This is a genomic window from Streptomyces lienomycini (assembly GCF_027947595.1).
Taxonomy (GTDB): Bacteria; Actinomycetota; Actinomycetes; order Streptomycetales; family Streptomycetaceae; genus Streptomyces; species Streptomyces lienomycini.
Window position 1 is genome coordinate 2,713,199 of the sequence record NZ_CP116257.1, and the last position, 18,785, is coordinate 2,731,983.

An 18,785-nucleotide genomic window follows, 5' to 3' on the forward strand; every position below is an offset into this window, starting at 1 on the left:
GTCACCTTCACCGAGCCCCCGACAGATGGAGACACGATGAGCAGCGCCAAGAGGACGGGCACGCAGGCGCCCGAGCCGCACGCCGCCGACGGCCACGACCGGATCCGCGTGCACGGCGCCCGCGAGAACAACCTCAAGGACGTCAGTATCGAGATCCCCAAACGCCGTCTGACGGTCTTCACCGGAGTCTCCGGCTCGGGCAAGAGCTCGCTGGTGTTCAACACGATCGCCGCCGAGTCGCAGCGGATGATCAACGAGACCTACAGCGCCTTCGTGCAGGGCTTCATGCCCACCCTCGCGCGGCCCGAGGTCGACGTCCTGGACGGCCTGACGACCGCGATCATCGTGGACCAGCAGCGGATGGGCGCCGACCCCCGCTCCACCGTCGGCACCGCCACCGACGCCAACGCGATGCTGCGCATCCTCTTCAGCCGCCTCGGCGAGCCGCACATCGGCCCGCCCAGCGCGTACTCCTTCAACACCGCCTCGGTCCGGGCCAGCGGCGCGATCACCGTGGAGCGCGGCAACAAGAAGGCGGTGAAGGCGACCTTCCAGCGCACCGGCGGCATGTGCACCCGCTGCGAGGGCCGCGGCACCGTCTCCGACATCGACCTCACCCAGCTCTACGACGACTCCAGGTCGCTCGCCGAGGGCGCGTTCACCATCCCCGGCTGGAAGTCGGACAGCCAGTGGACCGTGCAGGTCTACGCCCAGTCCGGCTTCGTCGACCCGGACAAGCCGATCCGCGAGTACACCGAGAAGGAACTCCGGGACTTCCTGTACGGCGACCCGGTCAAGGTGAAGGTCAACGGCGTCAACCTCACCTACGAAGGTCTCATCCCGAAGATCCAGAAGTCGTTCCTGTCCAAGGACAAGGAGGCGATGCAGCCGCACATCAGGGCCTTCGTGGAGCGCGCGGTCACCTTCACCACCTGCCCCGAGTGCGAGGGCACCCGGCTGAGCGAGGGCGCCCGGTCGTCCAGGATCGGCAAGATCTCCATCGCCGACGCCTGCGCCATGGAGATCCGGGACCTGGCGGAATGGGCCCGCGACCTCGACGAACCCTCGGTGGCGCCGCTGCTCACGGCGTTGCGGGACACCCTCGACTCCTTCGTGGAGATCGGCCTCGGCTACCTCTCGCTCGACCGGCCGGCGGGCACCCTGTCCGGCGGTGAGGCACAGCGCGTCAAGATGATCCGCCACCTCGGCTCCTCGCTCACCGACACCACGTACGTCTTCGACGAGCCCACCATCGGACTGCACCCCCACGACATCCAGCGCATGAACGACCTGCTGCTGCGGCTGCGGGACAAGGGCAACACGGTCCTCGTCGTCGAGCACAAGCCGGAGACGATCGCCGTCGCCGACCACGTCGTCGACCTCGGACCCGGCGCCGGCACCGCGGGCGGCACCGTCTGCTTCGAGGGCACGGTCGAGGAACTGCGGTCCGCCGACACCGTCACCGGCCGCCACCTCGACGACCGGGCCTCGCTCAAGGGGACGGTGCGTGAGGCCACCGGCGCCCTGGAGATCCGCGGCGCGGGGACGCACAACCTCCAGGACGTCGACGTCGACATCCCGCTCGGCGTGCTCTGCGTGGTCACCGGGGTCGCCGGCTCCGGCAAGAGTTCGCTGATCCACGGCTCCGTCCCGGCCGGCGCGGACGTCGTGTCGGTCGACCAGAGCCCCATCAAGGGATCGCGCCGCAGCAACCCGGCGACGTACACCGGACTGCTCGACCCGATCCGCAAGGCCTTCGCCAAGGCCAACGGCGTGAAGCCCGCCCTGTTCAGCGCCAACTCCGAGGGCGCCTGCCCCGCCTGCAACGGCGCCGGTGTCATCTACACCGACCTGGCGATGATGGCCGGCGTCGCCGCTCCCTGCGAGGACTGCGAGGGCAAGCGGTTCCAGCCCTCGGTGCTGGAGTACCGGTTCGGCGGCCGGGACATCAGCGAGGTCCTCGCGATGTCGGTGGACCGGGCCGGGGAGTTCTTCGGCGAAGGCGAGGCGCGTCTGCCCGCCGCACACAAGATCCTCGACCGGCTCGCCGACGTCGGGCTCGGCTACCTGACCCTGGGCCAGCCCCTCACCACCCTCTCCGGAGGCGAACGGCAGCGGCTCAAGCTGGCCACGCACATGGGCGGCAAGGGCGGCGTGTACGTCCTCGACGAGCCGACCACCGGCCTGCACCTCGCCGACGTCCAGCAACTGCTCGGCCTGCTCGACCGCCTGGTCGACGCCGGCAAGTCGGTCATCGTCATCGAGCACCACCAGGCCGTCATGGCGCACGCCGACTGGATCGTCGACCTCGGCCCCGGCGCCGGCCACGACGGCGGCCGGATCGTCTTCGAAGGCACCCCCGCCGACCTCGTCGCCGACCGCTCCACCCTCACCGGCGAACACCTCGCGGCGTACGTCGGCGCCTGAGCACGCCCCGATTCCACGGCGCCGGTACCGGCGCAGGCCGGCGCTGTGGGATCGTGGTCGTGTGACGACCCTGGAGGACCTGGCCCGGCTGCGCCGGGCCCGCGACCTGATGGACCGCGAGTACGCCGAACCGCTCGACGTGCCGGCGCTGGCCCGCGTCGCCCTCATGTCGGCGGGCCACTTCTCCCGCAGCTTCCGCGCCGCCTACGGGGAGACCCCGTACAGCTACCTGATGACGCGCCGCATCGAGCGCGCCAAGGCCCTGCTGCGGCGCGGCGACATGAGCGTCACCGAGGTCTGCTTCGCGGTCGGCTGTACCTCGCTGGGGTCGTTCAGCTCGCGCTTCACCGAACTGGTCGGTGAGAGCCCGAGCGCCTACCGCGAGCGCGACCACGCCGACGGCGCCGCCATCCCGGCCTGCGTCGCCAAGGTCTGCACCCGACCGGTGAGGAACGGCGAGTCGGTCAGGAACGGAGAAGCGCGGCCCGCGCCGCCGCCCGTAGCGTGACGCACATGGACATCAACCTCTCGCAGTGCTTCATCGCCGTCGACGACCACGACAAGGCGATCGCCTTCTACCGGGACGTACTCGGCATGGAGGTCCGCAACGACGTCGGCTTCGAGGGAATGCGCTGGGTGACCGTCGGATCCCCGGCGCAGCCCGACGTGGACATCGTCCTCGAACCCCCGCTCGCCGACCCCAACGCCTCAGCCACCGACAAGGAGGCCATGGCCGAACTGCTGGCCAAGGGCCTGCTGCGCGGCGTCATCCTCACCACCGACGACGTCGACAGCACCTTCGAGCACATCCGTGCCGCGGGCGCCGAGGTCCTCCAGGAACCGGTCGACCAGCCCTACGGCGTCCGCGACTGCGCCTTCCGCGACCCGGCCGGGAACATGCTGCGCTTCAACCAGCCGCGCAAGGGCTGAGCCAAAGAGCGGGCATTCGGGTGTTTGCCGTGGGCAACAGGGGGCAGGTGCAAGTTCAGTGCTTCGGACAGGAGGCACGTCCGTGGGAGCGGCGCGACGCCGCCACGGATGCGTCCGTCCGGGGCCGGACGTCCTCCCACGGTGACCGCCCGACCCCAGGGTCGTGTCGTCGTACCGGTGCAGCCCGCCCCGCGCGCCGGTGGTTTTGCGAACCTCCGGCCGCCCCCGTGCGGGTCGCGCCGACCGGATCCCCGTCCGGCGCGACGGCCAGGCCCCGCGCTCCGAGGGAGTTGCGACGCACCATGCCGATCCACGCCAGTGTGAAGCACCCGCACGACGACGCCCCCGACACCACCGACGCGTTCCGCCGACTCGCCACCCTTCCCGACGGTCCCGAGCGGGACGCGGTCCGCGACCGGGTCGTCGAGGCCTGGCTGCCCATGGCCGAACGGCTCGCGGGACGGTTCCGCAGCCGCGGCGAGAGCTACGAGGACCTGCGCCAGGTCGCCGCACTCGGCCTCGTCAAGGCCGTCGACCGCTACGACCCCGAGCGCGGCAACGCCTTCGAGAGCTACGCCGTGCCGACCATCACCGGCGAGATCAAGCGCCACTTCCGCGACCACATGTGGACCCTGCACGTGCCGCGCCGGGTCCAGGAACTGCGCAACCGCGTGCGCTTCGCCGGCCAGGACCTGTCCCAGACCACCCCCGGCCGCAGGCCCACCGTCACCGAGATCGCGGAGCGCGCCGACCTCAGCGAGGAGGACGTCCGGGTCGGGCTGGAGGCACTGGAGAGCTTCACCGCCCTGTCCCTGGACGCCGAACTCCCCGGCAGCGAGGACGGCTACTCGCTCGGTGACGCGCTCGGTGCCCCCGACCCGGCTCTCGACACGGTCGTCGACCGCGAGGCCGTCAAGGACAGGCTGGCCGCACTGCCCCCGCGCGAGCGCGCCATCCTCTACATGCGCTTCTTCGACGACATGACCCAGAGCCGCATCGCCGAACAGCTCGGCATCTCGCAGATGCACGTCTCCCGCCTGATCTCCCGCTGCTGCGACCGGGTACGGGAGCAGGTACTGCGGGACCCCGACCAGGAGGCGTGACGGGGTCCGTGCCGGAACCGGCGGCGGGCACCGCGGCGCGTGGGGCGCGGCGGAGAGGACAGCCGGCGGCGGGTGTCCCGAAACCTCGGCCTCACCCGCTCGGGCGGTCCGTTCGCGCGAACGGCGCACGGTGACGCGCGTGCCCGTGCCGGGCGGGCTGTGATGGCGGCGGGGGCGCGAGTGCCGTGCCCCCGCCGCCGTCGCTCGAAGGAGCCCGCCCCATGCGCCGCACCGCCCGCGCCGTGTCCGTCGCCGTTCTGGCCAGTGCCGCCCTCGGTGTCTTCGCGGGATCAGGTGCGGCCGACCCGGGCGTCCCCCCGCCGCCCGCCGATGCCGGGAATCCCGTCCCCCCGCCTCCCGGCGACGCCGGGAATCCCGTCGCCCCGCCTCCCGGCGACGACCCGGGAGCCGTACTCCCGCGGCCCGGCGACGACGCGGCAGCCGTACCCCCGCCGCCCGGCGACGACGCGGGAGTCCTGCCCCCGCCCTCCGCCGAGGAGGCCCTCCCACCGGCCACCGGGCGGGCCAGCGCGCAGGTCAGCCCGGCGGACGTCGCCCCCGGCGGCACCGTCACCGTCTCGGTCTCCTGCGGCCCGACTGGCGGGACCGCGCCGGACACCCTCGAAGCCACCTCACCGGCCTTCGACGAAGGCACCGTCGCGCTGCGCAAGGTGGCGGCCGACGCCGGAACGGCGTCCGGGACGGCCTACCGCGGCACCGCGCGCATAGCCGCCGCCGAGGACTTCCGGGCCGAACGGTCCGCAGACGACGCGGCGGACACGGAGAGCCCGAACGAGGGCCCGGTGGGCGCGGACGAGGGCCTGAGCGAGGCTCCGGAAGGTGCTGCGGACGACTGGACCGTCGACGGCGCCTGCCCGGACGCCTCCGGAGGCGAGGGCGACCCGTGGAGCGCGACCATGACGGTGCCGGGGGAGAGCGGCGCCGGTGCCGCCGAGCCGGCGTGCCGGGAATCCGCCGCCCCGCGCGCGGGGACCTCGACGCACGGCACGCCCTGCGCCACCACCGAGCCCCCGTGCCCTGGGTCCACCGCCCCGCGCGCCGAGCCGTCCGCGCAGGGCCGGTCGTGCGGCGGTGCCACGGCGGAGCACGGGGTACGGGCCGGTACGGGCGGGACCTTCAGCGACTCGGTTCCCGCCCTGGTCGCCGGTGCTGTCCTGATCGCGGGCGCCTGCGGCGCGGCCGCGCACCGACTGCGGCTCCGCCTGCGCGGGGAGGGCGGCGAGCACTGACCGGCGGCACGGTCGCGGGCCCACGTGTGACGCGCGCAACGGAAGCCGGAGCCATGGCGCGAGGACACGGTGGGTACGGGGACCACGGTGGGGGACGAGTCCCTCGGTGGGTACGGGGATCAACGGCCGGCGAGCGGGCACCCGGCCCGAAAGCGACAGGGCACGGCACGGCACGGACAGGCACCACGGACCGCGCGGAGGTACGCATGCGGCGCACGGACCCCGAGGACCCCGCCACCGGCCACGAGGACCCCGGCACCGGCCACGACGGCTCTGCCACCGGGACCGAAGACCCTGTCGGACAGAGGCCCGTCGGGCACGGCCCCGTCCGGTACGGACCCCACTTCTCCGACGACGGGCTGCCGGTGCTGCCCGAACTGTCGGCCGTACTCGCCGCCGCCGCGGGCCGTGCCCGAGGTGAACCGGCCGGGGGCGCCGCCGCTCTCCTGGACGCGGCGAGCGGCTACTGGGACCGCCGCGGCCTGACCACCGAGCCCGGCCACCTGGCCGCCGCCCCCGGTGCGGGCGCCCTTCTGCTCGCGCTGACCGCCGCGCTCGGCGGCGACGTCCTGGTGCCCCGCCCCTGCGCCGCCTGGTGGGCACCGTACGCGCGCCTGCTGGGCAGACCCGTCTTCCACGTCCCGACACCCGCCGAGTCGGGCGGGGTGCCCGACTCGTACGCCCTCCTGGAGACCGTCCGCCGGGTCCGAGCCGAGGGCGGCGACCCCCGGCTGCTCGTGCTCTCCGTCGCCGACGACCCCACCGGCACCGTCGCCCCGCCCGAACTGCTGCACGAGACCGTCGAGGCGGCCGCCGGCGAGGGGCTGCACCTGGTCAGCGACGAGACCTGGCGCGACACCCTGCACGACCCGCACGCCACCGTGATCCTCAGCCCCGCCGAGATGCTGCCCGAGCGAGTCACCGTCGTCACCGACCTGGCCGGCGCGCTGCTGCCCTCGGCCTGGCCCGCCGCCGTGGCCCGTTTCCCCGCGTCCGCCGCCGGAGACGGCCTGCACGCGCGCGTGCTCGACGTGCTCACCGCGCTCGGAGCCCGCATCGCCGCCCCCGTCGCCGCCGCGGCCGGATACGCGCTCGGCGAACCCGAGCCGGTCACCGCACGCCGGACGGCCGCTGTAGACCTGCACGCGCGCGTGGCCGCCGCCGTGCACACGGCCGTCGTCACCGCGGGAGCCACCGCCCGGCCACCGCAGGCCGGCCGCCACCTGTACGCCGACCTCGGCCCGCTGCGCGACGCGCTCGGCGCGCAGGGCGTCGGCGACGCCCAGGAACTGGAGGACTTCCTCACCGCCCGACTCGGCATGCCCGCCCCCGGCGGACACCGCTTCGGCGACGACCTGCCGGCCCTGCGGGTCCGGCTCGCCACCGGCCCGCTGCTCGGCGCCGGCACCGACGACCAGCGGGCCGAGTGCCTCACGTCCCCCGACCCGTTGGAACTGCCACACGTGCGACGCGCGTTGACCGGTCTGAAGTCGGTCTTCGACGATCTCCGCGACGCTCGGCGAAGGGAGCCCCCTCGATGACGCAGCAGCCCCGGTCGACCACGAGCACCCCCACCTCCGCCGCCCCCACCGGAGACACCGGCCACACGGAAGCCGAGGGAGCCACCGGAGGCACCGGAGGCACCGGAGAAGCAGCGGACACCGAGGACACCGAAGCCTCGGCGGGCACCGCGTCCGCTCCCTCTCCGCCCGCCGCCGCCTCCTCGTACCCGCCGCTCGCCGCACCCCGGCCGCCGGCCGAGCGCCGGGTCTGGCCGCGAACCTTCCACGACCGGCTGACGGCGCCCCTTCCGGGGCTGAAGGCCTTCGCCAGATTCGCCCGCGAGGGGGCGGTCAGACCCGGCCCCGCCGGCCTCGCCGACATTCCCCGGCTGCCCTACGCCCCCGCCCCGCTGCCCCGGGGCGACGCGCGCACCGTCGCCGTCACCTGGGCCGGACACGCCAGCTGGGTGGTGCGGATCGGCGGCCTCACCGTGCTCACCGACCCGGTCTGGTCCCGCCGCATCCTCGGCACCCCGGCCCGCGTCACCCCCGTCGGCGTCGCCTGGAGCGCCCTGCCCCGCGTCGACGCCGTCGTCATCAGCCACAACCACTACGACCACCTGGACGCCCCCACGCTGCGCAGGCTGCCGCGCGACACCCCCGTCTTCGTGCCCGCCGGACTCGGCCACTGGTTCCACCGGCGCCGCTTCACGCGCGTCACCGAGCTGGACTGGTGGGAGGCGAGCGAGGTGAACGGCACCCGCCTCGACTTCGTACCGGCCCACCACTGGTCCAAGCGCAGCCTCACCGACACATGCCGCACGCTGTGGGGCGGCTGGGTGCTCACCGCCCCCGACGGCAGGCGCGTCTACTTCGCCGGCGACACCGGGTACGGCCACTGGTTCGCCCGTATCGGCCGCCGCTACCCCGGCATCGACCTCGCCCTCCTCCCCATCGGCGCCTACGACCCGCGCTGGTGGCTCAGCGACGTGCACTGCGACCCGGAGGAGGCGGTGCGAGCCGCCCAGGACGTCGGCGCGCGCCGCATGGCGCCGATGCACTGGGGCACGTTCGTCCTGTCGGCCGAACCGGTACTGGAGCCGCTGACCCGCGTACGCGCCGCCTGGCAACGGGCGGGCCTGCCCCGCGAACACCTCTGGGACCTGCCGGTCGGCGGCTCCCGGGTCCTGGACTAGCCGCGCCCCGCGCCCGCCGCAGCCCTACGCCTTGGCCGGGCCCCGGAACCGCCGCCACACGCCCGGCGCCACGCTGACCAGGACGGTGAGCGCGATGGCCGCGGCCACCCCCTCCCACGGTCTGTCGAACAGCGCGCCGCTGAGAATTCCGATCAGCTGGTACGTCACCGCCCAGGCCAGGCAGGCCGGCAGGTTGCCCCGGGCGAACCGGCGCAGCGGCCACTGGGCCAGCAGGCAGGCCAGCATCACCGGTATCCGCCCGGCAGGCACCAGACGGGAGAGCACCAGGACCGCGACGTCGTGCTCGGCGAGCTTCTCCTGCGCCTGCTCCAGCCGGTCCTCCGGCGCCCGCGACCGGATCGCCTCCAGCCAGCGCGAGCCGTTCTTCGAACCGACCCCGCGCCGGCCGAGCCAGTACAGCGCCATGTCCCCGCAGAACGCGGCCAGCGACGCCGTCACGAACACCGTCAGCATGGCGAACGGCACCGTCTGGTGCATCGCCACCACGGCCGCCGAACTCACCAGCGCGCCCGTCGGCACCACCGGCACCAGCGCCCCGATGAGGACGAGCAGGAACAGCGACGGATAGCCGAACGCCTGCTGCGTCGGCTCCGTCGGAATGTTCACCGCCGCGGCCCCCAGCCAACTCACCGCGCGACCTCCACCCGCACACTCTCGCCGTGCCCCAGCCGGTGTACCGCCACGCCCGGCGCGCGCAGTGCCGACAGGCGCACGAACTCCTCGCCCGGCGTGTGGAACTCGTGGGGGCGCACGGAGTCCATCCCGATCGGCCAGTACGTGCCGTAGTGCACCGGCACCGCCGTGCGCGGCGCCAGCCGGGCGAGCGCCTCGGCCGCACGCCCCGCGTCCAGGTGCTCCGCGCCCAGGTAGGGGCCCCAGCCGCCCACCGGCAGCAGGGCCGCGTCGACCGGCCCGACCTCCTTCTCCATGCCGTCGAACAGGCCCGTGTCCCCGGCGAAGTACGTCCGCGCCTCCCCCTCGACGACGAAGCCGAGCGCGGGGACGCGATGCCGTCCGACCGGCAGCCGCCGCCCGTCGTGCCGCGCCGGCACCGCGCGTACGCGCAGGTCACCGACGTCCGTGACATCACCGGCGGACACCTCGGTCACCTCCAGGTGCCCGAGCCGGCGCAACCCCGGCACCGCCCGTCGTGCGCCCCGGGGCACGAGGAGGCGCGTGCCCGGCGCGAGCCGCGCGAGCGACGGCACATGCAGATGGTCGGCGTGCAGATGGGACACCAGCGCCACGTCCGCCCGCCACGCGTCCGGCGGCGGCACCGCGCCCCGCCTGCGGCGCAGGTGGGCGAGCCGGCGTACGAACAAGGGGTCGGTGAGCACCCGGATGTCCGAGTCCTCGACCGTGCAGGTGGCGTGACCCCACCACGTGAGCTCCACCGGCACTCCTTTGCCTCCTTCGCGCGACTCCCCGAAGCCTACGTCCAGGAGTAGGGTCGGCGGCGAAAACGGGAGGTGACGGGAGGTGAGGGGGGACACCATGGGGCCGGTGCGAGTGACGGCGATCGCGAGTCTGACACCGCTGGAACAACTGGACGACGACCCCTTCCTGGTCGACTCCCGCAGCCAGTACGCCATGTGCGCCCGCTGGGCCGCGGAGCAGGGCTACGTCGTCGCCAGGGAGCTGCTGGTGCGCGGCCTGCGGCACGACCACGGAGCCCTGTGGGACGGCGTGCGCGCGGGCGACCTGTTCGTCGCGCCCAGCCGCCGGGTGCTGGAGAGCGCGCTGTCGTCCGTGGCGGAATTCACCGCGGAGTGCGCGCGGCGCGGCGTCCGCGTCGAGACCGTCGGCCACGCGGAACCCTCCTACGACGCCCGGATGAAGGCCTGCGTGCACCGCAGACTGTCGATGCCCACCGCCGGATACGACGGCCGCTGACCGCCCGCGCGGGGTGTGAACCGGACCCCGGGGGACAAACGGGCACCCCGGAGCGTTGTGGCAGGGTGGGGAGGGCCCGCACGGACGACGGGCCGGGGACGTGAGGTGTGCGGGACGTGAGCGGAGGCCGTTGGCGCCGGGTCGCCAGTCAGATCGGGCGGAGTGTCGCGGTGTGGGCCGTGTCGACCCTCACCATGCTCGTACTCGCCGGCATCCTGCCGGACTTCCGGCTGCAGTCGCCCGACGGCGACAGCGCGACCGACATCGCCATGACCGCCGCGATCGGCGCAGGAGCCTTCGGCCTGCTCTCCGCCCTGGTGTGGCCGCTCCTGGTGCGCATGCTGCTTTTGGTGCCGGCCCTCGTCCTCGGCCTGCTGGTCTTCTTCCTCAACGGCGGGCTGCTGCTCCTCGCGATCGACGTGAACCCGGCCGGGCGCGGCGGTGTCGCCCCCGAGACGGCGGTCGTGGTGGCCGCCGTCATGTCCGCCGTCGCCTCCGCCACCGGCGGTGCCCTGGCCGTGCGCGACGACGACGCCTACCGGCGCCGCCTCTACCGCCTCGCCGACCGCCGGCGCAGATCGGGGCCGCCCTGCCCGGCCGGGCCCGGCACCGTCTTCCTCCAGCTCGACGGCGTCGGCCACGACGTCCTGAAGGAGGCCGTCGACAACGGCACCATGCCCACCGTCGCCCGCTGGCTCGGCCGCGACGGGGCCTCCGCCACCCACCGGCTCGACCTGTGGCGCACCGACTGGTCCAGCCAGACCGGCGCCAGCCAGCTCGGCATCCTGCACGGCAGCAACCACGACATCCCCGCGTTCCGCTGGTACGAGAAGGACAGCGGCGAGGTCATGGTCTGCAACCGCCCGACCAGCGCCGCCGAACTCCAGTACCGCGCGGTCCGGCGCACCGGCGACGGCGGGCTGCTCAGCCTCGACGGCGCCAGCCGCGGCAACCTGTTCGGCGGCGGCGCCGACGAACAGGCCCTCGTGCTGTCCATAGCCGCCCGCCGCCGCAGCCGGGAGACCCGCTCCCGGGCCGGCTACTTCGCCTACTTCTCCGACCCGGCCAACGCCGTGCGCACCGCGATGTCCTTCGTCGCCGAGGTGTGCCGCGAGATCGGCCAGTCCACCCGCGCCCGCGTCCACAAGGTCCGCCCGCGTGTCTCCCGGGGTGGCCTCTACCCCCTCGTCCGCGCCTTCGCGACCGTCGTCGAACGCGATGTCGTCGTCGCCGCGGTGATGGGCGACATGCTCGCCGGACGCACCGCCGTCTACGCCGACCTGGTGGCGTACGACGAGGTGGCGCACCACTCCGGGCCGGGCGGCCGGGATGCCGCGAAGGTCCTCGGGCGCCTCGACCGGGCCCTCGCCCTGATCGAGAACGTCGCCGACCACGCCCCCCGCACGTACCGGATCGTCGTCCTGTCCGACCACGGGCAGAGTCCCGGCGAGACCTTCCGCGCCCGCTACGGGCTGAACCTCGGCGACCTGGTGCGGGCCGGCTGCGGACTGCCCGTGCCGCGCAGCGCCCGGCGCACCCGCAGCGGCGCCGAGGCGCGCAACACCGTACGGGCCGCGCTGCACCGCCCCGTCGAGGAGGGCGCCGGACAGCAGCGCCCCGCCGACACCCCCTCCGGGCGCCGCTCCGAGCCGATCGTGCTGGCCTCCGGCAACCTGGGCCTGGTCTCCTTCCCGGACGTGCCGCACCGGATGACCCGGGAGGAGATCGACGCCCGCCACCCCGCCCTGCTGCCGACCCTCGCCAACCACCCCGGCATCGGCTTCCTGCTGGTGCGCAGCGAGGAGCACGGCGGCGTCGTGCTCGGCGCGCACGGCACCGAGGTTCCCCTGGAGAAGCTCGACGAGAACCCCGGCCCCCTCGCCCCCTTCGGGCCCGGCGCCGCCGACGCCGTACGCCGAACGCACTCCTTCCCGCACACCGCCGACATCATGGTCAACTCCTTCCACGACCCGGCCGACGGCGAGGTCCTCGCCTTCGAGGAGCAGATCGGCTCCCACGGCGGACTCGGCGGCGCCCAGTCGCGCGCCTTCCTGCTGTCGCCGGTCGTGCTGTCCGCGCCGGCCGGTCAGGGCGAGGAGATCGTCGGCGCGGAACAGGTCCACCGGGTGCTGCGCCACTGGCTGCGCGAGTCGAACGGCCCGCAGGTCCCCGTGGGCGCGGAGGAATCACGGCCGAACGTCGTCGAGGGCGCACCATTTCCCGTCGCCGACGGGCTCGTACAGGACAAAAGCGCCTGATTTGGAACAAGGCCGGACAGTGTCCGACCATGGGCGGGTCCGGCGATCCCGGGCCCCGTTCCATGAGAGGCGCACCACCCCATGCACGTCACCGGGACCGTCCCCCCACCGGCTCCGGACCCGCAGGAGACACCTGCGGCGCCCGCACCCGACACCACCCGGCACGCCCGCCGCTTCGGGCTCCCCGTCGCCACCGCCCTGGTCATGGGCAACATCATCGGCGGCGGCATCTTCCTGCTCCCGGCCTCCGTCGCGCCCTTCGGCACCATCAGCCTCCTCGCCTTCGGCGTCCTGACCGTCGGCGCGATCGCCCTCGCCCTGGTCTTCGGCCGCCTCGCCGCCCGCGACCCCCGCACCGGCGGCCCCTACGTCTACGCCCGTGAGGCCTTCGGCGACTTCGCCGGGTTCCTCGCCGCCTGGGCGTACTGGATCACCACCTGGGTGTCCAACGCGGCGCTCGCCGTCGCCGCCGTCGGCTACCTCGACGTCCTGATCCCGGTGAACGACCACCGCTGGACCGCCTGCCTCGCGGCCCTCGTCATCCAGTGGCTGCCCGCGCTCGCCAACTTCGCGGGCAGCCGCTACGTGGGCGCGGTCCAGCTGGTGTCCACCGTGCTGAAGTTCGCACCGCTGCTGCTCGTCGCCGTCGGCGGGCTGTTCTTCTTCGACGCGGACAACCTCGGCCCGTTCAACGCGAGCGGCTCCAGCGGCATCGGCGCGGTCTCCGCCGCCGCCGCGATCCTGCTCTTCTCCTACCTCGGCGTGGAGTCCGCCGCCGTCAGCGCCGGCGAGGTCAAGGACCCCCGCCGCACCGTCGGCCGCGCCACGGTCATCGGCACCGCGGGCGCCGCCCTCGTCTACCTGCTGGGCACCCTCTCCGTCTTCGGCACCGTCGCCCACGACCGCCTGATCGCCTCGGCCGCGCCCTTCTCGGACGCCGTGAACGCCATGTTCGGCGGCGCCTGGGGCGGCTGGGCCGTCGCGCTGGCCGCCCTGGTGTCGATGACCGGCTGCCTCAACGGCTGGACCCTGCTCAGCGCCCAGACGCCCTACGCGGCGGCCAAGGACGGCCTCTTCCCGGCCGCGTTCGCCCGCAAGCGGCGCGGTGTCCCCACCGTCGGCGTCGGCGTCACCGTCGTCCTCGCCTCCCTGCTCACCGTCTACAACTACACGTCCGGCTCGGCGAAGGTCTTCGAGGTCCTGGTCCTCGTCACCACCTTCACCGCCACCGTGCCCTACCTGCTGGCCACCGCCGCCCAGCTCTTCCACCTGGTCTCCGGACAGGGCGAGAAGGTCGACCGGGCCCGCCTGGCCCGCGACGGCGTGATCGCGGCGGTCGCGGCGGCCTTCTCCCTGTGGCTGGTAGCGGGCGCCGGGTACGCGGCGGTCTACCAGGGCGTGCTGTTCCTCTTCGCGGGCGTGCTCGTGTACGCGGTGATGGCGGCCCGCAGGCGGCGCGCGGAGGGGCCCGCCGGCCCGTAATTCGGCTGCGCGGGGACACCGGGGGCCCGCACACTGGGCCGGTCACCTCCCGACCCGTTCCCGCCAAGGAGCCCCTGCGTGCAGGCAGCCGTCACCGTCACTCCCGCCCGCCTCCCGGAACTGCTGCTCGGCCTCGCCACCGTGCGGCCGGTGTTCCTGTGGGGCGCACCCGGCATCGGCAAGTCCTCCCTGGTGAGGAACTTCGCCGACTCGCTGGGCCTGGAGTGCGTGAGCCTGCTCGGCACGCAGCTGGCGCCGGAGGACCTGATCGGCGTCCCGCAGATCCGGGACGGCCGGTCGGTGTTCTGCCCGCCGGAGTCCATCGCCCGCGACGAGCCGTACTGCCTCTTCCTGGACGAGCTGAACGCGGCCACCCCGGACGTGCAGAAGGCGTTCTACTCGCTCATCCTCGACCGCCGCATCGGCACCTACGAGCTGCCCAAGGGCTCCATCGTCATCGGCGCCGGAAACCGCGCCACCGACAACGCGCTGGCCCGCCCCATCGCCTCCGCGCTGGTCAACCGCCTCACCCACGTCCACCTGGACGCCTCAGCGAAGGACTGGCTGGTCTGGGCCGCCGAGAACGGCATCCACCCCTGGATCACCGACCACCTCACCGACCGCCCCGACCACCTGTGGTCCAAGCCGCCCAAGACCGAGGAACCGTTCTCCACGCCGCGCTCCTGGCACATGCTCTCCGACGCCCTGCACTCCTTCGGCCAGGACCTCGACGAGGAGACCCTGAAGGTCCTCGCACACGGCACGCTCACCCCCGCCCACGCGACCGCCTTCCGCGGCTACGTCAAGATCGTCCGCAGCCGGTTCGGCATCGAGGCGATCCTCAAGGGCGAGGCCCGCTGGCCCCACCGCCTCCAGGACCGCGACCTGCTCTACTACCTCGCGGAGTCCTTCCGCGGCCGCCTGGTCAAGGAACTCCCCGCGAGCAAGGAGCACATGTCGGCGAACGGCCGCCAGACCGCCTACCGCGCCAAGTCGCTGCTCGTGCAGCTCGCGGAGATCTCCGTGGAGGTCGCTCAGAGCGTCATCGCCTCCGACGCCGACGGCAACCCGGTGCTGCCCGCCTGGTTCCTCGTCGAGGCCGCCCGGGACATGCCCCGGCTGGTGGAGGCCCGCCGATGAGCCGCTCCCCGGCCAAGGGGAAGAAGAAGCGGGACCTGGCGGCGGAGGCCTTCGAGGAGGGGCTGCGGCTGGTCCGCGCCGACCCCGCGCTGGGCGCCGTCCGGTTCACCGTCTGCCGCCGGGAGAAGTGCCCCGTCGCGCCCCGGGGCGGGCTGGTCCGGGTCGACTCCGACGGCGTCGCGCACGCCCACCCGGACCGGCTCACCGAGCCCGCCCTGTGGGCCTGGGCCCTCGCCCACGCGGCCCTCCACCTCGGTTTCGGCCACGTCCCCGCGGCCACCGGCGAACGCACCCAGCCGGACCGCGCCGACCTGGCCGCACGCTGCGCCGTCGTCAACCGCTTCCTGCTCGGCTTCCGTGTCGGACGCGCCCCGGACGACCTTCCCGCCTCCTACCCCGACGGCGACGAGGAGCGGCTCGCCGCGCGCTGGCGCCGGGACGGCGTACCGGCCGTGTACGAGCACTGCGGCACCGCGGGCCACGGCACCGACCAGCTCCTCGTGCCGTGGAACGGCTGGCTGGGGCAGGTCCCGGACTGGCAGACGACGTTCGCGAGCGCGCTGACCCGGACCGTCTCCACCGCGCTGGACATGGCGGGCGGACGCCGAGACTCCATGGACGGCGAGGCGCCCCGCCGGCACCCCTGGCAGCAGGCCCTGAGCTGGTTCGTCTCCTCCTATCCCCTCCTCGGCGGCATCGCCTCCGGCATCACCCTCGTCGCCGACGCCGAACTCGCCCGCGCCCACGGCATCTCCGTGGCCGCAGTCAACGCCGAGGCGGGGGAGATCTACGTCAACCCGCTGCGCCAGTACGACGACGAGGAATGGCGGTTCGTCCTGGCCCACGAGATGCTGCACGCGGCCCTGCGCCACGGCGACCGCTGCGGCACCCGCGACCCGTACCTGTTCAACGTGGCCTGCGACTACGTCATCAACGGCTGGCTCGTCGAGATGCAGGTCGGCACCATGCCCGAGGGTCTGCTGCACGACCCGGAGTTGGCCGGGCTCTCCGCCGAGGAGGTCTACGACCGCATCGCCGACGACCTGCGCCGCCTGCGCCGCCTGTCCACCCCGCGCGGCAAGGGCGTCGGCGACGTGCTCGGCGCCCCGCTCGGTTCGCCCCGCGACTACGTCGACCTCGACGGCTTCTACCGCCGGGGCCTGGCCCAGGGCTTCGATCTGCACCAGCGGCAGGGGCGCGGGTTCCTGCCCGGCGGCCTGGTCGAGGAGATCCGCGCGCTCAGCCATCCGCCGCTGCCCTGGGACGCCCGGCTCGCCCGCTGGTTCGACGAGTTCGTGCCCCGCCCCGAGCCCGTACGCTCCTACGCGCGGCCCTCGCGGCGCCAGGCCGCCACCCCCGACATCCCGCGCGCCGGACGGTACTTCCCGCCCGAGGAGATCGCACGCTGTACCTTCGGCGTCGTCCTGGACACCTCCGGCTCCATGGACCGCACCCTGCTCGGCAAGGCGCTCGGCGCCATCGCCTCCTACGCCGGGGCCCGCGACGTCCCCGCCGCCCGCGTCGTGTTCTGCGACGCCGCACCGCACGACGCCGGGTACCTGCCCGTGACGGACATCGCCGGCCGGGTGCGGGTGCACGGCCGGGGCGGCACCGTCCTGCAGCCCGGCGTCGACCTGCTGCTGCGCGCGGACGACTTCCCGTCCACCGCGCCGGTCCTCGTCATCACCGACGGCTGGTGCGACGTCCTGCGGGTGCGGCGCGAGCACGCCTACCTGATTCCGCAGGGCGCGCGGCTGCCGTTCACGGCCCGAGGGCAGGTCTTCCGGGTGAGCTGAGCCGGAGTGTGATCGGATGGGGGCGGGAACCCGCACACACGGGCAACCACCGCCCCAGTACAGCAAGCGAATTCGAGAGGACCCGCCGTGGCAACCACGCGCTCCGCACACACCGTCTGGGAAGGCAACCTGCTCGAGGGCAACGGTGTCGTCACCTTCGACTCGTCCGGCATCGGCGAGCAGCCGGTGTCGTGGCCGTCGCGCGCCGAGAAGGCCAACGGGAAGACCAGCCCCGAGGAGCTGATCGCCGCCGCCCACTCCAGCTGCTTCTCCATGGCGCTGTCGAACGGCCTGGCCGGCGCCGGCACCCCGCCCACCAAGCTCACCACCTCCGCCGACGTCACCTTCCAGCCCGGCGAGGGCATCACGGGCATCCACCTCACCGTGGAGGGCACCGTCCCCGGCCTGGACAACGACGCGTTCGTCGCCGCCGCCGAGGACGCCAAGAAGAACTGCCCGGTCAGTCAGGCCCTGACCGGCACGACCATCACCCTGTCGGCCAAGCTGGCCTAGTCGGACAGTCGGACAGTCGGACAGTCGGACAGTCGGACAGTCGGACAGTCGGACAGGACGCTAGGAGCCCGCGCGCTCCCAGCCCCGCCGGTCCGGGCGCGGCCCCAGCTGTCTGGGGTCGCGCGACCGGTAGACCACGTAGGGCCGGGTCAGGTACTGCAGGGGCGCGCTGAACATGTGCACCAGCCGCGTGTAGGGCACCAGGGCGATCAGCACCATCCCGACCACCGCGTGCATGTGGTACAGCACCGGGACGCCCGCCATCAGCTCCGTCTTCGGGTTCAGCGTGAACAGGCTGCGCGACCAGGGCGCGATGGTGCTGCGGTAGTCGTAGCCGTTGCCCGAGGTGTCGGACAGCTTGGCGATCATGCCGAGGAGCAGGGCGCCGAGCAGGAAGACGTACATGAACTTGTCGTTGGCCGTGGTGGCACGGAAGACCGGTGCCTTGGTGCGGCGCCGGTAGACCAGCATCCCGATCCCCGCGACCGCGAGGACCCCGGAGACGGTGCCGCCGTACAGCGAGAACAGGTGGTAGGCGTGCTCGCTGATGCCGATCGACTGCGTCCAGGACGCCGGGACGAACAGACCGATCAGATGGCCGGCGAGCACGAACAGGATGCCGTAGTGGAAGACCGGCGACGCGATGTTCAGGAGCTTCGACTCGTAGACCTGCGAGGAGCGCGTCGTCCAGCCGAAGCGGTCGTAGCGGTGCCGCCAGACCAGGCCCGCGATCAGCAGTGCGAAGGCGGCGTAGGGCAGGACGCCCCACAGGAAGACGTTCATCGGCGGGCTCCGGTGGGTGCGGGCGGCAGGGTGGCGCACACCGCGTCCAGGACGCACGCGTAGGGCGTGCCGAAGGCGGTGAGCCGGGCGCGCAGCTGGTCCAGGGCGTCGCGGTGCTCGGTGAGCATCCCCATGTCCCCGGTGCGGGAGACGAACTCCAGGACCGCCGGCAGGAAGTCCGGCAGCTCCTCGCCGGTGAACTCCAGGCCGTGCGCGCGGTACAGCTCCTTGAACCGGACCAGGGACATCCCCCGGTTGCGGGTGTCGCCGTCGGTCCACCAGCTCAGGTACAGGCTGTGCCGGTTCTTGAAGTCGAAGACCTCCACGTAGTGCGCCTGGAGTTCGCCCTGCCCGGTCGCCGCCGCGTGGTCGGTGAAACCGCGCAGTTGCGGCGCCGCCTCGCGCAGCAGGGGCAACCGGGCGCGGAAGTCGTCGTCGGGATACGTCAGACAGAGCGCCGCCGCCTGGTACAGCACTTCGAAGCCGGGCAT

17 protein-coding genes are annotated in these 18,785 nt (G+C 73.6%); 13 read left to right on the top strand and 4 right to left on the bottom strand.

Translation table 11 applies throughout. From position 1 onward, the window contains the following. Nucleotides 1-36 precede the first annotated feature (36 nt). From BJ961_RS12285 to BJ961_RS12315, 7 genes are all read left to right on the top strand, one after another. The gene (locus BJ961_RS12285; RefSeq protein ID WP_271321332.1) at nucleotides 37-2,427 is read left to right on the top strand and encodes an excinuclease ABC subunit UvrA; all 2,391 of its coding nucleotides are present in this window, start codon (nucleotides 37-39) and stop codon (nucleotides 2,425-2,427) included. Nucleotides 2,428-2,488: 61 nt separating this feature from the next. After that, nucleotides 2,489-2,935, top strand: a complete 447-nt coding sequence (locus BJ961_RS12290) for a helix-turn-helix transcriptional regulator (RefSeq protein WP_271321333.1) — start codon at nucleotides 2,489-2,491, stop codon at nucleotides 2,933-2,935. Nucleotides 2,936-2,940: 5 nt separating this feature from the next. After that, a complete protein-coding gene (locus tag BJ961_RS12295) occupies nucleotides 2,941-3,357 on the top strand; it encodes a VOC family protein (RefSeq protein ID WP_271321334.1) in 417 nt (138 codons plus the stop codon). A gap of 302 nt (nucleotides 3,358-3,659) precedes the next feature. Continuing rightward, complete coding sequence (locus tag BJ961_RS12300) at nucleotides 3,660-4,460, top strand: RNA polymerase sigma factor SigF (RefSeq protein ID WP_271321335.1); 801 nt, start codon at nucleotides 3,660-3,662, stop codon at nucleotides 4,458-4,460. 221 nt (nucleotides 4,461-4,681) lie between these two features. Beyond that, on the top strand, nucleotides 4,682-5,710 hold the full coding sequence (locus BJ961_RS12305; RefSeq protein ID WP_271321336.1) for a hypothetical protein: 1,029 nt from the start codon (nucleotides 4,682-4,684) through the stop codon (nucleotides 5,708-5,710). Between the two features lie 206 nt (nucleotides 5,711-5,916). Beyond that, nucleotides 5,917-7,251, top strand: coding sequence for an aminotransferase class I/II-fold pyridoxal phosphate-dependent enzyme (locus BJ961_RS12310; RefSeq protein WP_271321337.1), 1,335 nt, complete (start codon nucleotides 5,917-5,919; stop codon nucleotides 7,249-7,251). Continuing rightward, on the top strand, nucleotides 7,248-8,408 hold the full coding sequence (locus tag BJ961_RS12315) for an MBL fold metallo-hydrolase (RefSeq protein WP_271321338.1): 1,161 nt from the start codon (nucleotides 7,248-7,250) through the stop codon (nucleotides 8,406-8,408). Before BJ961_RS12310 ends, BJ961_RS12315 begins: the two co-directional genes overlap by 4 nt. A gap of 24 nt (nucleotides 8,409-8,432) precedes the next feature. On the opposite strand, the gene BJ961_RS12320 is transcribed toward BJ961_RS12315, so the two are convergent. Next, the gene (locus tag BJ961_RS12320) at nucleotides 8,433-9,059 is read right to left on the bottom strand and encodes a DedA family protein (protein ID WP_271321339.1); all 627 of its coding nucleotides are present in this window, start codon (nucleotides 9,057-9,059) and stop codon (nucleotides 8,433-8,435) included. Then, nucleotides 9,056-9,829, bottom strand: a complete 774-nt coding sequence (locus BJ961_RS12325) for an MBL fold metallo-hydrolase (protein WP_271321340.1) — start codon at nucleotides 9,827-9,829, stop codon at nucleotides 9,056-9,058. Before BJ961_RS12325 ends, BJ961_RS12320 begins: the two co-directional genes overlap by 4 nt. Nucleotides 9,830-9,923: 94 nt before the next feature. Here BJ961_RS12325 and BJ961_RS12330 point away from each other — a divergent pair, with 94 nt between their 5' ends. The 6 genes from BJ961_RS12330 (at nucleotide 9,924) to BJ961_RS12355 (ending at nucleotide 17,511) form a co-directional block, all read left to right on the top strand. Next, nucleotides 9,924-10,322, top strand: coding sequence for a hypothetical protein (locus BJ961_RS12330; RefSeq protein ID WP_271321341.1), 399 nt, complete (start codon nucleotides 9,924-9,926; stop codon nucleotides 10,320-10,322). 116 nt (nucleotides 10,323-10,438) lie between these two features. Beyond that, nucleotides 10,439-12,580, top strand: a complete 2,142-nt coding sequence (locus BJ961_RS12335) for a phage holin family protein (RefSeq protein WP_271321342.1) — start codon at nucleotides 10,439-10,441, stop codon at nucleotides 12,578-12,580. Between the two features lie 81 nt (nucleotides 12,581-12,661). Next, nucleotides 12,662-14,062 carry an amino acid permease gene (locus tag BJ961_RS12340; protein WP_271321343.1) on the top strand — a complete coding sequence of 467 codons (1,401 nt, stop codon included), beginning with the start codon at nucleotides 12,662-12,664 and terminating at the stop codon, nucleotides 14,060-14,062. A gap of 78 nt (nucleotides 14,063-14,140) precedes the next feature. After that, nucleotides 14,141-15,202: an ATP-binding protein gene (locus BJ961_RS12345; protein WP_271321344.1), complete on the top strand. Its 1,062-nt coding sequence runs from the start codon at nucleotides 14,141-14,143 to the stop codon at nucleotides 15,200-15,202. Beyond that, nucleotides 15,199-16,998, top strand: a complete 1,800-nt coding sequence (locus BJ961_RS12350) for a vWA domain-containing protein (RefSeq protein WP_271321345.1) — start codon at nucleotides 15,199-15,201, stop codon at nucleotides 16,996-16,998. Before BJ961_RS12345 ends, BJ961_RS12350 begins: the two co-directional genes overlap by 4 nt. A gap of 87 nt (nucleotides 16,999-17,085) precedes the next feature. Further along, the gene (locus tag BJ961_RS12355; RefSeq protein ID WP_115745177.1) at nucleotides 17,086-17,511 is read left to right on the top strand and encodes an OsmC family protein; all 426 of its coding nucleotides are present in this window, start codon (nucleotides 17,086-17,088) and stop codon (nucleotides 17,509-17,511) included. Nucleotides 17,512-17,571: 60 nt separating this feature from the next. On the opposite strand, the gene narI is transcribed toward BJ961_RS12355, so the two are convergent. Next, nucleotides 17,572-18,294: a respiratory nitrate reductase subunit gamma gene (gene narI, locus BJ961_RS12360; RefSeq protein WP_271321346.1), complete on the bottom strand. Its 723-nt coding sequence runs from the start codon at nucleotides 18,292-18,294 to the stop codon at nucleotides 17,572-17,574. Next, entirely contained in the window at nucleotides 18,291-18,785 is a 495-nt protein-coding gene (gene narJ, locus BJ961_RS12365) for a nitrate reductase molybdenum cofactor assembly chaperone (protein ID WP_271321347.1), read from the bottom strand. The genes narI and narJ overlap by 4 nt, the downstream gene beginning before the upstream one ends.

Coding starts and splice junctions, on each gene's coding strand:
- BJ961_RS12300 (WP_271321335.1), top strand. CDS start 3,660: ATGCCGATCCACGCCAGTGTGAAGCACCCGCACGACGACGCCCCCGAC.
- BJ961_RS12330 (WP_271321341.1), top strand. CDS start 9,924: ATGGGGCCGGTGCGAGTGACGGCGATCGCGAGTCTGACACCGCTGGAA.
- narI (WP_271321346.1), bottom strand. CDS start 18,294: ATGAACGTCTTCCTGTGGGGCGTCCTGCCCTACGCCGCCTTCGCACTG.
- BJ961_RS12340 (WP_271321343.1), top strand. CDS start 12,662: ATGCACGTCACCGGGACCGTCCCCCCACCGGCTCCGGACCCGCAGGAG.
- narJ (WP_271321347.1), bottom strand. CDS start 18,785: ATGCCCGGCTTCGAAGTGCTGTACCAGGCGGCGGCGCTCTGTCTGACG.
- BJ961_RS12305 (WP_271321336.1), top strand. CDS start 4,682: ATGCGCCGCACCGCCCGCGCCGTGTCCGTCGCCGTTCTGGCCAGTGCC.
- BJ961_RS12350 (WP_271321345.1), top strand. CDS start 15,199: ATGAGCCGCTCCCCGGCCAAGGGGAAGAAGAAGCGGGACCTGGCGGCG.
- BJ961_RS12315 (WP_271321338.1), top strand. CDS start 7,248: ATGACGCAGCAGCCCCGGTCGACCACGAGCACCCCCACCTCCGCCGCC.
- BJ961_RS12310 (WP_271321337.1), top strand. CDS start 5,917: ATGCGGCGCACGGACCCCGAGGACCCCGCCACCGGCCACGAGGACCCC.
- BJ961_RS12285 (WP_271321332.1), top strand. CDS start 37: ATGAGCAGCGCCAAGAGGACGGGCACGCAGGCGCCCGAGCCGCACGCC.
- BJ961_RS12295 (WP_271321334.1), top strand. CDS start 2,941: ATGGACATCAACCTCTCGCAGTGCTTCATCGCCGTCGACGACCACGAC.